The following is a 13522-nucleotide window of genomic DNA, read 5'->3' as shown; positions in this document are numbered from 1 at the left end:
TCACTTATCTTACCCAGACCCTACCATACTAAAACAGGCAGTTTGGATTGAAAACGATATAGAATGGGTACAAAACAAAGTGAATAAGCCTTTCTCTTTTTACTTCTTAAGTATTTTGGATACAATGGAAGGTAGAATGGAGTGTTAGCATTTGAAACGATTATTAATCTTAGTCATGATCGTCATGATTGCCTATATATCAAAACCCGCCTGGGAAGAGAAAGTGGAAGCGACAGGATTTGATTCTGTCCTCTCCAAAATTGAAGAAATGAAGAACAATCCCCAGGTGCAGGAAACCTTTAATCAACTTTATCATAAAGTGAGCGTTCTGCTTATAAAACTTGATGATTCATTCCGGGATCTTGAGAGCCCTTCCGGCACCAGAGATGAAGATCCTGTCGAGAAGCCGACCCTGACATTGCCGAGTGAGCAGAAGTTCTCTATCTATAATATCGAAATCGGGGATTCCAAAGAAAGTGTCGAGGGAGAACTCGGTGAAGCAAAGAGACAGTCCATCAATGAATACGGTGTTTTATGGTATGCCTATCATGAAAACTACCGGAATTTCTTAATGGTTTCATATGACCAAAACAATAAAGTAAATGGCCTATTCACAAACCAGGATCTCCTCTCCTCCGATTCAGGTATTAAAATGGGCGTTTCCAAAGAAGTGGTACAGAATGAACTTGGTAAACCGTTAACGAATATCCGAAAAGGATTGACATTGTATCAGCTTCAAAATAACGGTGAACAGGAAGTATTCCAAGTTGATGGAAACTATGTGACCATTTTCTATGACAAGCATGAAAACGATACGGTCACTGGCATTCAGATCATCAGTGATAAGTTGGAAGCAAATAAGAAAGAATTCTATACAAAGGCAAGTACTAAATTAAAGGAAGGATTTGAATATCAGTTATTCGACCTTACCAATGCCAGTCGCGTTGAAAAAGGGCTGAGTGTTCTATCATGGGATAGTCAGGTGAGAGACACCGCCCGGAAGCATAGCTTGGATATGGCGGAACAGGATTACTTCAGTCACACGAACCTAGAAGGAGAATCACCTTTTGACCGTATGGAAGAAGATCAGGTAGCTTTCCGTACTGCAGGAGAAAACCTGGCATACGGACAATTAAGTTCAATCTTTGCCCACGAGGGACTGATGAATTCCAAAGGGCATAGAGAGAACATCCTTCAGCCACACTACGAGCACTTAGGTATAGGTGTCGCCTTTAACGAAAAATCACAGCCTTACTATACAGAAAACTTCTACAGTGATTAAAAAAAGCAAGCGGAAGCATCTCCGCTTGCTTTTATCGTTTTCATATTGTTTTATTGATTACTCTTTGGAATTCGGAACTTCACATCCATTTTCATCACAAGCCATACCTTCCGTTCCAAGAGGCTGGAGCGGGGACGTTTGGTTTTCCTCTTCCCACACTTTTTGAATCGAATTTAGAAAAACATCACTTGGCTGTGCACCGGATATCGCATATTTACGATTGATGACAAAAAATGGAACACCTTGTACGCCAATTTGCCTTGCTTCATCCTCATCCATTCGAACATCTTGTGAGAAATCTTCACCGTTCAGGACCGCAAGTGCTTCTTTTTCATCTAATCCTGCATGTTTCGCTAATTCTGAAAGAGTACCCTTGTCACCAATATGTTTGGAAAGGGTAAAATGGGCATGTAACAGGATTTCAGTCAAGTCTGCTTCCTTCCCTTTTGTTTTCGCATATTTCGTCAAGCGATGAGCATCAAAGGTATTGGTTGGAATATTCGTATCAAAACGGAAGTCGAGACCTACTGTTAATGCTTGCTGACTCATACGATCCGTCATATTTTGAGCTTGTTCAAGTGACGTTCCATACTTTTTCGCAAGAATTTCCTGTATACTATTTTCTGTGTTAACTGGAGCACTCGGATCCAATTCAAAGCTTTTAAACTCTATTTCCACCTTATCCCTTTGAGGGAATTTCTCTAGTGCTTCCTCTAAATGGCGTTTCCCTATATAACAAAATGGACACACATAATCTGACCATACTTCAATCTTCAATCGGACCACCTCAATCATCATTTTCAATTCACAATCGATACTACCACATAAGCCTTCATTCTACTTAAGATTTGCTCAAAATTTAATGTTTTGGTGGTTTTCTCCTTGACCTTCTCTTTAATCGGGCTGCATGACACCGATCACAAATCGGGAACCCGAAGTTTGGTGGAAGCTTCTTACCGCATTGTTTACACGTTTGCGTCAAACTTGTAACCTCTGTCCTGAGACTCTCGTGCACACCATCGGCAATTTCACTCCTCACCCTCTCCCAGTAATATGCCTCTGTCTGCCTGCCCAATCGATATAAAAACAGGAGATGGAGACCAACAGCCTTATATGAGACCTCTTTTTGTTCCAGGTTTTTATTCTTTAACTGTGGCTCTGGTAATTCTTCTCCGTTTACTATCGCAAACATACATTCAAGCCACTGTTCCGTTAACTGTGACTCTTTCTTAGAGAACGGCAAATGCAGAAATCCGTATAAATCATTCAATGATAATTTTGCTTCGATGTCTGTTCCGCGGATTAATTCGTAAAGCTCCCTTTCTTCAAATAGAGTTGCCTTTTCCGTTCCATAGGGACTTCTGAACTTGTCCCATAAATAGAAGAACGTGTCCATATCATGATAATAGCGCTGAAAGCGTTCAAATACACCACTCGTAGGAGCAATGGCAAACGTTCTGAGAGACTGATCAGGTTGTTCAAGTAGCTGTTTCATCACTTTTATATCCTTAGTAAAGGCAACCCGTCCTTCATTGTAAATCCCTTTTCTACCAGCTCGACCGGCAATCTGCTTTACTTCCTGAGAAGTAAGCCTTCTCCTTCTCGTCCCGTCAAATTTATCTGTTTCCAGGAATACAATCCTGCGTATCGGTAAGTTCAGCCCCATTCCAATTGCATCAGTGGCAACGATCATATTGGTTTTACCTTTAATGAACTGCATCATCTGCCTCTTCCTTGTTTCTGGAGGCATACTGCCGTAAATCATGCTGACCTTATGTCCGTTATTCTGCAATCTTGAAGCCGTATCCAGTACCTTTTTCCTCGAGAAACACACTACAGCGTCTCCCTTTTTTGCATGTTTCAATTGAAACTCTTTCGATTCAACCTGCAACGGAACCTCTCTCTTATACGTATGGATTTCCACGTTCCCATCACCAACCAGCTCCATTAGGAGTTCCCGAACGTTTTCACTTCCTATAATATGGACCTCTTTCGCTCTAGATTTCGTAATCGCCCGGTACCACGCAAATCCTCTATCCTGATCAGCCAGCATTTGTGCTTCGTCAATCACGATCACATCATATTCATCTTTCTCATGAAACATTTCTACAGTAGATGAAACGTGATTTGCATAAAGGACTTCTTTTTCTTCTTCCCCTGTTTTCAAATTACAAGGGACGTCGGCTGAATTTAATGTGTCGAACACTTCTAAAGCAAGAAGTCTAAGTGGGGCGAGGTACATACCGCTCTTTGCCTCTTTCATTCGGCTGATGGCATGGTGGGTCTTGCCTGTATTCGTTTCTCCAATATGAAGAATATATCGGATATCTCCCCTGAATGAGGGGCTGTATTCCCTCCCAAAGATGTCTTCCAATGCACGTTCTTCTTCTTCCTGCTGCCGTTTTAATTCAGCTAATTCAGCAGCCTTCCTTTCCTCCTGCTTCTTGAGATCTTTTTCAAACAATGAAAGATGAATCGCTGGATCAAAAGGAAACTCCAATATCCGTATCAAATCCTCAATATATTCCTCTTGTATCATATTAAAAAAGCGCGACTTTAAAGTAAGGAGAAAATGATGGCTGATCCTGCTCAGCCTTTCTTCTGTTAGTTTCAGACCGAACACATTCTCATAATTTATCCTTAATTCTTCAGGCATATGCTGTAGTAAAGATCGATAGACTACCAGCTCGGAATGGTAGAAAACAAAACGCTCATATGGATAGTAATAGGTTTCATATTCCCACCCATGACCATCCCAGTGTTCACTCTTTTTGTGTATCGAACCGGTAAATTCTTTCAGAAAATCAGAGACAGTCTTGAAGGAATCACAGGTGAATTGGCCTTCTTCTTCCAATTTCTCCTCAAGCATATACGGTTCAATGGATTGATATTTCGTCTTTGTTTCAAGATCGTTCAAACATTTCTTAGCGAAAATATATCGCAGCTCGACATACCAATGAAGTTCAAGCTTGTTCAGTTGAGTATCTATGTAAGAAAGGATCTCTTTTCGAGTCTCTTTTTGTAGAGTTGCCTGCTTCTTTTCTTTGTTTTTCTTAAGATACTCGTTACGCACACGTAAATAAAGCTCCTTCCACTCTTCTTCAACTGGTGGGGTTTCCGTTAACCAATTTAAAATATGGAAAGGGAGATACTCTCTAATTTCATTTCGGAACAATTTATTGATCAACTTTTTATCTGTTCCTTCTATATCGTAACCTTTCTTTCGAAGAAAGGCTTTTTTATGGCTACGAAGCACATCATTCGTTACCTTATTCAGCCAAATATTCAGCCAAATTTGATGGAAAAATGCACTTCTTTCTGCCAGGTAGTCTTGAAATGAAGGACAATGCTCATGTTCCTCCAAAAAATGTGTAATATCTTCCTTTATTTTCTGTTTCGTTTCTTCTATAGCCTCTTCTCGAAGAAGGTGAAGCTTTTCCATGGTAAGACCCCTTTATGTTTATACGTTTTCTTCTATTTTCTTTTTAGTGTATGTATTTATTCTCTAACTATCAATTATCCAACTTATAAAGCATTCATTATATCACAGAATCAGGCTTTAAAAGAATACAAGCCCTTCATGTAACGACAGGACTTGCATTCATGAGCTTTCTCTTTCAATTGCCTCTCCAACAGCTATCGTTAATTCCCTCGTAAGGTCCACTACCATTTTATCGAAAGTGGATTGAAGGAGTTTTGCCATCGGGCTTGTTGATTGGATTGTTAAGCTTCCCGTCATTTCTGTGACGACCGGATTCACTTCTACAGCATTAAAATACCCTTTACCCGTAAACCGTTGATTGATCCCGTCTAACGTGAACTTCACTTCAGAGGGAGCAGTCCATTCTGTAATTAGAACCTGGACATGAATCTTCTTGGTCAGCATCCCGTAATGAACGGTAAATTTCCAAGTAGATTGAGTGTCAGAGATAATGCTATGCTCCTTGTATCCTGGAACCAAAGGAGCCCAAGCGTTCAAATCTCGGATAAACGACCATACATCTGATCGCGAAGCACAGACATGTACTTGATGTATTCCTGTTCCCATAAGAGTACCTCCTTCATACACATAGGGGGTTACGGTAATTCCCAAACTCCTTCACACCTGTCTGAAGACGATAAAGTGGATACTTCCGTGAATAGTATGAATGGGGTTAGGATATTATGACTGTTAAAAGCGAGAAATAAAGAGGCTTCGACAGTTCGAAGCCCCCTAGACAACTATCTTATGTTTTTAACGATATCGATCACTTCATACAGTTCTTTTATTTCATAATCTGGAACAACTGTTTGAGGAATTTGCCCGCGACGATTGATCCAGACGGTTTTGATACCTAATATGGAAGCTCCCAGAATGTCTGTATTTAGATTATCCCCAACCATGACGACCTCTTCTTTTTGAAGCTGAAGCCTATCCAACGCATGCTGGAACATCGCCGGATCCGGTTTTCCTTTACCAACATCACCTGAAATGATGATTTCCTCAAAGTAAGGGAGGAGCTCCGGCGTTTTATCAAGCTTTGTATTCTGTAGATGGGGTGATCCGTTGGTTAATAACAAAAGCTGATAATGTTTTTTCACTTCATTTAGTACACGGAAGGTATCTTCATATACATATGGCCTTTGTTTTCTTTCAAGGCGGAATTTCTCGGATAACTCTTTACCAAGTTCAGGATCTGAAATGCCTAATGATTGCAATCCGTTTGTCCAAGCCATCTTACGATAAGTAGGAACGATTTCCTTCATTTGAAGAAAACGTTCGTCATGTTCATCCAGGAATTCCCCCCACAGCCCTTCAAAAGGATTGATACCAATATTTTGTGTGAATTCATATGTATCATATGTTGCATAAAGCTCTCTAGCAGCTTCTCTCACACTTGACTCTAATTTGTGAGGATCTGTTCCCACTCTGTCTTGAGCATATTGGCAGGTTGCATTGAACGCCTCTGAAATACTTTTTGAGTCCCATAATAAGGTGTCATCCAGATCAAACATAATGGCTTTAAGCAATTTCATCTCTCCCTTAACAGTGATCAAACTTATCATATAGATTACTAGGTATAATAGAATTAGTAAACCAATAGAAGAAATATTTGATGCGTTATTTTTATAGTATTTAGGGAATATAACTTAAAACAAATGATAATGAGGTGAATTCTAGATGTGGATTGTGTATGCAAGCATTGCATTATTTGTCATCGGATTGGTTATGTTGGGAGTAGCATTATGGAGAACGATAAAAACTACCCGCCCCATCGTGAATGAAATGAATCAAACGGTCATAAACATTCAATCAAGAATGGATAAAATCTCTTCAGAAGCCACTCAGCTTCAAGAAACCCAGTCTGAGATCCAAATGGATATTGACTATAAAAAATCGACGTTCACGGGCACCATTCAGGAAGTAAAAAGAACACCGGAAGTACTGAAAGATTTTGTAAAGAGTATAAAAAAGTAAAACAGCCCCCTGTTTAAATACAGGGGTTAGAAAAATCCCTATTGTTTACATAATAATATTATGAACAATCCATGCGGTTTCTCCCTCTTCATAAATCATGTTACAATCGACTAAACTAGAAATGTGGAGGAGACGCAATGAAGAAATGGGCATTTGTTTCAGACTTTGATGGAACCATCTCGAAGAAAGACTTTTATCATCTCGTATTGGAAAAATACTTTAAAGAAGGCGAAAAGTTGTTTAAAAGGTGGAAAGCCGGTGAAATGAAGGACATTGATTTCCTTCGGACAGTCTTTTCATCTATTCATCAAGATGAACATCAAATCATCGAGGATATCCTTTCAATTGAAATAGATGATCATGTTACTTCCTTTATCCGTAAAGTCCAGGAAGAAGGAGGAAATTTCTATATTCTCAGTGCGGGAACGGATTACTATATCCACCAAATACTGAACCATCGTGGAATCAGAAATGTTAAAGTGTTTTCGAATGAAGGTTTTTATAAAGAAAGAAATATACATATGACGATTGATCCACAACATCCTCATCATTCAGAGCGTTATGGGATTGACAAGTCCAAAGTCATTGCAGAACTAAAGGAACAGTATGAGACGATTTATTTTGCCGGTGATAGCGAGCCCGATAGTCACGCTGCGAAAGTGGCAGATGTCACATTTGCCATGAAAGCATTGCAACGTATTCTTAAGGAATGCGGAACTCCATTTGTTGGGGTAGATGATTTTCATGGCATTGACCGTTACCTGACAGAGGAAGGTAGATTGAAATAAATCGTTTTGCATGATAAACTTAATTTGCCTCTCCCGAACATTCGCTTGTTGCGGGACACTTAACCATGTACGGACGGGAGGGGCCTTGCTACATATGATACTGACTGAATTCTTTTATTAGGATTCAGTTTTTTATTTTTTCAGCAAATAAAAAAGCCAGCCCCCGATTGGGAACTGACTTGAGATACTAAGGTTAGGAGCCACAATTGCCGTAATATGATATAAGAAAGTTTTAAACCACCACTCCTCAAAGTGGGTGTTTGCAGAAGGTTTCCTGTCGTCCTCAAATCGTGGAGGCTTGACATTCCAACTTCGATGTAAAACTCCCTATTACAGTTTAAAGGTTAAAACTTCGTTATAATTACGTACAACGCAGCCTGTATTAGTATGATACAACATGACATGCATTATTTCAACTATTGATTTTCTTCAATTAGACGATTAATTGTTATCAGTCAAAGGTCCGTCCCTCTTGCATTATGCGTCGAGTACTTCTACCTTCTCCATTACGTCGCCGTTTTTCATTGATTTGGCGATATCGATGCCTGAAGTCACTTTTCCGAAGACTGTGTGGACTCCGTTCAAGTGAGGTTGTGGTTCATGTACGATGAAGAATTGGCTGCCGCCTGTATCTTTCCCTGCATGGGCCATGGATAATGAGCCTTCTTCATGCTTATGGGGATTCCCTTCTGTTTCACATTTGATGGTGTATCCTGGACCACCCATACCATTTCCGTTAGGGCACCCGCCTTGACTTACGAAGCCAGGGATGACACGGTGAAAGCTTAAACCGTTATAAAATCCTTCGTTTGCTAATTTTTCAAAATTTGCTACTGTTCCAGGTGCTTCATTTGGGAATAGATCGAATTCAATTTTCTCACCTGTCTGGAATTGTATGTACCCTTTTTTCGCCATTTATAACAGCTCCTTTTTTATTATAGGTCAATCAATATAATATCATTGAAGTTTTCGTATGTCACTTTAAAGGGTATAATTGCATTCATTTTCATTGCGGATTTTACAAGCATCATTTCACTTTTTAAAAAACTTATCCGTACAGGTTGTCATGAATCCCCCCAATACATGAATAAGCTTTATAGAAGTCATTTTTCATTATAGGGAGTGAATGACATGATCGAAAACTTATTAAGCGGGATTTCTATCGATCCACAGGTCACAGTACTTGTTCCTGTACTATGGGTGCTCGGCTATGCATTGAAAAGAACACCACATATTCAGGATTGGTTGATTATTTGGATTTTATTATTGGTGGGAGTCGCTGCAAGCGGGTGGACCTTGGGGTTTGACTTTAACGGAATCGCTAACGGCTTCATCGCAACCGGTGCCGCCATTACTACACATCAATCTGTAAAACAGACGTTTTTTGCCCGGGTGAATGATCGGAATAAAAGAGAAAAAAAGAAATAGATAAAAGATGAACTGGTCAAGGAAGGCTTACTCTCTGCTTCCTTGACCAGTCCTTTTATCGTTCATTCTTTTGTCAGCACTTCAATGAATTCTCTCATATAGTCGGGCAAATCTGGGGGTCTGCGGCTGGAAACGATGTGGCCATCTGTTACGACAGGCTCATTTATCCAGGTAGCTCCTGCATTTTCCATATCATCTTTTATTCCAGGTGTGCTGGTGACTTTTACTCCTTGAAGGATCTTGGCTGATATCAATACCCATCCGGCATGACAGATTTGGCCGATCGGTTTCTTTCTGTCATCCATTGATTGTACCATAGCAATAACTTCTTCATAACGACGAAGTTTATCGGGAGACCACCCTCCCGGAACCAGTATGGCGTCATAATCTTTCGGATCGATATCTTTAAAAGCATATTCAGAAACAATCGGCACCCCATATTTCCCGATATATTCCTCATTGGCATTCTCACCGACAATATGTACTGTGGCTCCTTCTTCCCTTAATCGCAGGACCGGGTACCATAACTCCAGATCTTCGAAATCCGTACTGACTAATTGAATGATTTTCTTACCTACTAATTTCAACAGAAACCCTCCTCACTAATACTATCATTGTCTAACTTACTAGAAGATATTGCAAACAGTAAACTCAGTTATAGGGGCTATACTTCTTAATCGCTTTAATGATCGTTTTCGTTTGGAAATAAGTTACAAGGAAGGCAATTATGGTCATGGCTGAACCAAACGTGTATATCACTTGGGAAAGATTCTTCATAGTGTTTTTTTTCATGAGACTCATCATTCCTTCGAAAAATTTACAATCACCCCCTATTATTCCCATTTTATCGTGAAGTATGAATTGAATGGGGCCATGCACGTAATCATATCTAATCGTACAAAGACATATGTTGATAGTACTTTTCTGAAAAGGGGTGAGTGAATGAATAAACCAGGTACTGAAACTCAGACATTTCCATTTTGTGCGCAAACTAATGACCCCGCCCCTCCCTTTATTGCTGAGGCATACGATAATATACAAAAGAAAATAACGACCGTTAACATGGAGACATATCGTGGAAAATGGGTCATCTTATTTTTTTATTCCAGTGATTTCACTTTCGTGTGACCGACAGAACTGGCAGCGGTCGCTGCTATTTACCCTAAAATTCAAGCGCTCCAGACCGAGGTGCTTGGGATAAGTACAGATAGTGTTTACGCTCACAAAGTGTTTACGGAGGTATCCCCTTCTGCATCAAAGGTACAATTTCCATTGGTGAGTGACCGAAACCACCAAATAAGTAAAGCCTATCGTGTATTGAATGAGCAGGCTGGCGCAACGTTTCGTGCCACCGTCATCATTGATCCTGATGGAATCATAACTTCTAAAATGCTTTACCCGAATGAAGTCGGTAGAAATGCATTTGAAATCTTAAGGGTATTGGAAGGGATTCAATATGCCAGAAAGACCGGCACAGGAGTATCTGCCAATTGGCTTCCTACCCAATCAGGAATACAAAAAAATCCACAATTTATCGGAAAGATCTAAATAAACGTCCCCGCATGCGGGGACGTTTATTTAGATTAGTGCTCTAATAATTTTATAAGAGCTTGAGTGCCGCTATTTTCCTCTCCATTCATGGCCAACTCCTCATATAATGAAAGAGCTAATTCAAGACCTGGAGTCCTAAGTTCCATATCCTTTGCCGAATCAAGGGCGATCTTTAAATCCTTGATAAAATGCTTTATATAAAAGCCCGGGGCGTAATCTTCTTCAATCATTCGTGGAACCAAATTACTAAGGGACCAGCTGCCTGCTGCCCCGGATGTGATACTCTTCAGGACATTTTCTGGATTCAAACCTGATTTTTTTGCATAAAGAAGGGCTTCAGTAACTCCCATCATATTAGATGCAATGGCAATCTGGTTACACATCTTTGTATGCTGACCAGAACCTGCTTTTCCTTGGTAGACCACATTGGAACCAAGACGATCCAGGAGTGGTTTCGCTAACTCGAACGATTCCTCATCTCCCCCCACCATAATGGAAAGCCTTGCCTCTTTTGCCCCTATATCCCCGCCTGAAACCGGAGCATCCAATATGGAAATTCCTTTATCCATTCCTTTTTTGAAAATCTCCGCTGCTAGTTTTGGAGAAGAAGTCGTCATATCTAAAGCAACGGAACCCTGCTTCATGTGTTTCAAGATGCCATTTTCCCCAAGATATAATTCCTCTACATCTGAAGGGTACCCTACGATTGTAATGACTACATCCGAAGCTTCTGCCACCTCTTGGGGTGTGTCAACCCATTTTGCACCATTATGTATTAAATCTAACGCCTTCTCTTTTGTACGATTATAGACAACTAATGGGAAACCAGCTTCAAGAATATGACCTGCCATACTTTTCCCCATTACCCCTGTTCCGATAAATCCAATGACATTTTGTTTCGTAAGATTCTTCATTTCATCATCCCTCTCAAACATATTGATGTATGTTTATTTTCAACTAGAAAGATGTCCTTGTCCACTCATTATTCATTCATGATGTCCAATGTTTAAATTTATGTGCGTTGGGAAAATAGAGAACATACTGATAAAACGAACTACTCGATTGGAGGAAAAGAAGATGAAACTGAACAAAAAAATACTTGTTGGTGCAACTGTTACCGCTGGCTCTCTAGGATGGGCATTATCATCGAAAGAAAAACGTAACCAGCTTCACAATATGAAGGAAGGACTGGTTACAAAATTCAAAAAGAGGAAAAAAGAAGATCTCCCACTCGAAAAAGGAGGGAATCCTGACCCTTCCAATATAGAAGATAATTCCATGGTGAGCGAAGGAGCCATGACATCCGTCCAATACTACAATGAACAAAAACAGAATTAATAAAAGCTGAACGCAGGGATTTATTTCCTATTGCGTTCAGCTTTTTTAATTCAGCGAAAAAAAATAAACAGTCACAAGTAAGAGTACAATTGTAGCCACGACTGTCATCATTTTAATAAACACATCAGCAGACACAAATGTTTGTGTATTGATATGTCTCCTCGTCCTGTAGTAATTAATGGTGGAACCAATAATGATGGCTAATCCAATGAAGATGGAAATTACACTTATTCCTGCGGCAATTTTATCTTGAAGTGGGTCCCCTTGTAAGGAGTTAAAGTGTAAGCTTGTGGTTAAAAATCCAATTCCGATGATGGCAATGGCTGTACGGATCCACGCCAAGAACGTTCTCTCATTTGCCAGATGCTGCTGAATATATTTTGATTCATTTATTTCCTTCATAACGGAACACATCCTTAATTCTTCCAGTACATGCAAACATCCCAATCGATGTTGGGATGTTGCATTTCCCTTTGCCTTTTATGCTTCGTCAAAAAATGTCTAAAAGCCCATTAACGTACGGCACAACGGTTGGGACCTGTTTCCATTTCACGCTTTTCATCTTGTTCAGGATTGATTTTACCCATATTCGTTTCACGGATTTTCTCATAGCTATTTGGTTGTGGGGGAAGGTTTTCAGTGACTGTGTGTCTGAATTCCTCTTCATTTTCTATATTCAATCCGTGATTCTTCTGATAGAGATCACCTAAACGGTGGGAGATCGAGCCATCTTCATTCATTTCATCTATCGTCATGAAATGTGCAGGAAGAACGATTAAATCATCCCCGAGATGTTTGTACCTGGAATATAATGTGTCTCTTAAGTCCCCTACCCAGTCCTCGGCTTTGCCCGCTAGATCCGGCCTTCCGATGGAATCAATAAACAGAATGTCCCCTGTTAATAAATAATGCTGATCAACGATGAACGACGTGCTCCCGATCGTATGACCTGGCGAGTAGACAGCTTTAATCGTCGTATCACCCACCTCGATTTCCATATCATCAGTCAGTTCATTAAATGTATACTGAACTTCTTCTGCATCTTTTGGAGGTAAATAATAGGGTGAATCATATTCCTTGCTTAGAGCACGACCACCGGAAATGTGATCTGCATGGAGGTGGGAATCCAGTACAGCTTTCACTTGTACATTTCGATCCTTCATGAATGTTTTATAAGGCTCTACTAAACGGCTGGGATCGATGAATGCAACCTCTCCTTTTGAGACGATGGCGTATGATAGACACCCTTTCCCGATTCGTACAAACTGATATATCTCCCCACCTGCCAGTTCACCGATCTTTACCGGTTCAAGGTACTCACTCCAGGCCTGCATACCGCCCTCGACGGAATATATATTTTCCATTCCTGCCTCTGCAAGCATTTCGGCCGTTTTTGCTGATGAATTCCCTTTTGCACAAATGACATAAATCGCTTCATCATTTGGTAAAGTGGATTGAACAGATGCCAGATTGTCTTTCAACTCAGAAAACGGTTTGTTCAGGATCTTGACGTTCTTACCTTCCACTTTCCAATCGTCAAAGGCTTCTTTAGGACGAACGTCAAGAATGAACATCCTTTCCCCGTCCATGATTTTTCTGGTAAGTTCCTTGGCTGTTAAGTCTTTAACTGTCGTTGTCATAACTTTCATTCCTCCCTCAAGTTAGTGTTATCCCTTC

The 13522-nt window shown here is 40.2% G+C and carries 15 protein-coding genes and 1 other RNA gene; 6 read left to right on the top strand and 10 right to left on the bottom strand.

Going from position 1 to position 13522, the window contains the following annotated elements; all coding sequences use genetic code 11:
* The first annotated feature begins 151 nt into the window (after positions 1 to 151).
* Entirely contained in the window at positions 152 to 1282 is a 1131-nt protein-coding gene (locus LCL96_RS06910) for a CAP domain-containing protein (protein ID WP_224940680.1), read from the top strand.
* Positions 1283 to 1339: 57 nt separating this feature from the next.
* On the opposite strand, the gene LCL96_RS06905 is transcribed toward LCL96_RS06910, so the two are convergent.
* The 4 genes from LCL96_RS06905 to LCL96_RS06890 form a co-directional block, all read right to left on the bottom strand.
* A complete protein-coding gene (locus LCL96_RS06905; RefSeq protein ID WP_224940679.1) occupies positions 1340 to 2059 on the bottom strand; it encodes a DsbA family oxidoreductase in 720 nt (239 codons plus the stop codon).
* Between the two features lie 82 nt (positions 2060 to 2141).
* A complete protein-coding gene (locus LCL96_RS06900) occupies positions 2142 to 4724 on the bottom strand; it encodes a helicase-related protein (protein WP_224940678.1) in 2583 nt (860 codons plus the stop codon).
* A 159-nt stretch (positions 4725 to 4883) separates the two neighbouring features.
* Positions 4884 to 5330, bottom strand: a complete 447-nt coding sequence (locus LCL96_RS06895) for a CoxG family protein (RefSeq protein ID WP_224940677.1) — start codon at positions 5328 to 5330, stop codon at positions 4884 to 4886.
* 173 nt (positions 5331 to 5503) lie between these two features.
* Positions 5504 to 6292: an HAD family hydrolase gene (locus LCL96_RS06890; RefSeq protein WP_224940676.1), complete on the bottom strand. Its 789-nt coding sequence runs from the start codon at positions 6290 to 6292 to the stop codon at positions 5504 to 5506.
* A 151-nt stretch (positions 6293 to 6443) separates the two neighbouring features.
* Here LCL96_RS06890 and LCL96_RS06885 point away from each other — a divergent pair, with 151 nt between their 5' ends.
* On the top strand, positions 6444 to 6740 hold the full coding sequence (locus tag LCL96_RS06885; RefSeq protein WP_224940675.1) for a DUF948 domain-containing protein: 297 nt from the start codon (positions 6444 to 6446) through the stop codon (positions 6738 to 6740).
* A 137-nt stretch (positions 6741 to 6877) separates the two neighbouring features.
* Complete coding sequence (locus tag LCL96_RS06880) at positions 6878 to 7528, top strand: MtnX-like HAD-IB family phosphatase (RefSeq protein ID WP_224940674.1); 651 nt, start codon at positions 6878 to 6880, stop codon at positions 7526 to 7528.
* A 193-nt stretch (positions 7529 to 7721) separates the two neighbouring features.
* Here LCL96_RS06880 and ssrS read toward each other — a convergent pair.
* Both ssrS and LCL96_RS06870 read right to left on the bottom strand, forming a co-directional pair.
* Positions 7722 to 7910: non-coding RNA, 6S RNA (gene ssrS / locus LCL96_RS06875), on the bottom strand.
* 95 nt (positions 7911 to 8005) lie between these two features.
* A complete protein-coding gene (locus tag LCL96_RS06870) occupies positions 8006 to 8443 on the bottom strand; it encodes a peptidylprolyl isomerase (RefSeq protein WP_224940673.1) in 438 nt (145 codons plus the stop codon).
* Positions 8444 to 8659: 216 nt separating this feature from the next.
* Between LCL96_RS06870 and LCL96_RS06865 the strand changes: the two genes are divergently transcribed.
* Positions 8660 to 8956, top strand: coding sequence for a phage holin family protein (locus LCL96_RS06865; RefSeq protein ID WP_224940672.1), 297 nt, complete (start codon positions 8660 to 8662; stop codon positions 8954 to 8956).
* 62 nt (positions 8957 to 9018) lie between these two features.
* Here the strand turns inward: LCL96_RS06865 and LCL96_RS06860 are convergent, their stop codons facing one another.
* A complete protein-coding gene (locus tag LCL96_RS06860) occupies positions 9019 to 9543 on the bottom strand; it encodes a type 1 glutamine amidotransferase domain-containing protein (RefSeq protein ID WP_224940671.1) in 525 nt (174 codons plus the stop codon).
* A gap of 355 nt (positions 9544 to 9898) precedes the next feature.
* Between LCL96_RS06860 and LCL96_RS06855 the strand changes: the two genes are divergently transcribed.
* Positions 9899 to 10504, top strand: a complete 606-nt coding sequence (locus LCL96_RS06855; RefSeq protein WP_224941320.1) for a peroxiredoxin — start codon at positions 9899 to 9901, stop codon at positions 10502 to 10504.
* Positions 10505 to 10539: 35 nt separating this feature from the next.
* On the opposite strand, the gene LCL96_RS06850 is transcribed toward LCL96_RS06855, so the two are convergent.
* Positions 10540 to 11421: an NAD(P)-dependent oxidoreductase gene (locus LCL96_RS06850; RefSeq protein ID WP_224940670.1), complete on the bottom strand. Its 882-nt coding sequence runs from the start codon at positions 11419 to 11421 to the stop codon at positions 10540 to 10542.
* Positions 11422 to 11584: 163 nt separating this feature from the next.
* Between LCL96_RS06850 and LCL96_RS06845 the strand changes: the two genes are divergently transcribed.
* Entirely contained in the window at positions 11585 to 11845 is a 261-nt protein-coding gene (locus tag LCL96_RS06845; protein WP_224940669.1) for a hypothetical protein, read from the top strand.
* A gap of 45 nt (positions 11846 to 11890) precedes the next feature.
* On the opposite strand, the gene LCL96_RS06840 is transcribed toward LCL96_RS06845, so the two are convergent.
* Both LCL96_RS06840 and LCL96_RS06835 read right to left on the bottom strand, forming a co-directional pair.
* Positions 11891 to 12247 (bottom strand): YidH family protein, encoded by a 357-nt coding sequence (locus LCL96_RS06840; RefSeq protein ID WP_224940668.1) that lies wholly within the window; start codon positions 12245 to 12247, stop codon positions 11891 to 11893.
* 110 nt (positions 12248 to 12357) lie between these two features.
* A complete protein-coding gene (locus tag LCL96_RS06835) occupies positions 12358 to 13485 on the bottom strand; it encodes an MBL fold metallo-hydrolase (RefSeq protein ID WP_224940667.1) in 1128 nt (375 codons plus the stop codon).
* Positions 13486 to 13522 lie beyond the last annotated feature (37 nt).

Origin of the sequence: Rossellomorea aquimaris, from assembly GCF_020172085.1 — a bacterium.
Taxonomy (GTDB): domain Bacteria; phylum Bacillota; class Bacilli; order Bacillales; family Bacillaceae_B; genus Rossellomorea; species Rossellomorea aquimaris_E.
The sequence above is the reverse complement of the archived record's forward strand: the minus strand, read 5'-3'. Positions and strand labels throughout refer to the sequence as shown.

What these genes read in the sequence shown, in the direction of transcription:
- LCL96_RS06885 (WP_224940675.1), top strand. Translation starts at nt 6,444, where the DNA reads ATGTGGATTGTGTATGCAAGCATTGCATTATTTGTCATCGGATTGGTT.
- LCL96_RS06845 (WP_224940669.1), top strand. Translation starts at nt 11,585, where the DNA reads ATGAAACTGAACAAAAAAATACTTGTTGGTGCAACTGTTACCGCTGGC.
- LCL96_RS06900 (WP_224940678.1), bottom strand. Translation starts at nt 4,724, where the DNA reads ATGGAAAAGCTTCACCTTCTTCGAGAAGAGGCTATAGAAGAAACGAAA.
- LCL96_RS06895 (WP_224940677.1), bottom strand. Translation starts at nt 5,330, where the DNA reads ATGGGAACAGGAATACATCAAGTACATGTCTGTGCTTCGCGATCAGAT.
- LCL96_RS06840 (WP_224940668.1), bottom strand. Translation starts at nt 12,247, where the DNA reads ATGAAGGAAATAAATGAATCAAAATATATTCAGCAGCATCTGGCAAAT.
- LCL96_RS06870 (WP_224940673.1), bottom strand. Translation starts at nt 8,443, where the DNA reads ATGGCGAAAAAAGGGTACATACAATTCCAGACAGGTGAGAAAATTGAA.
- LCL96_RS06835 (WP_224940667.1), bottom strand. Translation starts at nt 13,485, where the DNA reads ATGACAACGACAGTTAAAGACTTAACAGCCAAGGAACTTACCAGAAAA.
- LCL96_RS06850 (WP_224940670.1), bottom strand. Translation starts at nt 11,421, where the DNA reads ATGAAGAATCTTACGAAACAAAATGTCATTGGATTTATCGGAACAGGG.
- LCL96_RS06880 (WP_224940674.1), top strand. Translation starts at nt 6,878, where the DNA reads ATGAAGAAATGGGCATTTGTTTCAGACTTTGATGGAACCATCTCGAAG.
- LCL96_RS06865 (WP_224940672.1), top strand. Translation starts at nt 8,660, where the DNA reads ATGATCGAAAACTTATTAAGCGGGATTTCTATCGATCCACAGGTCACA.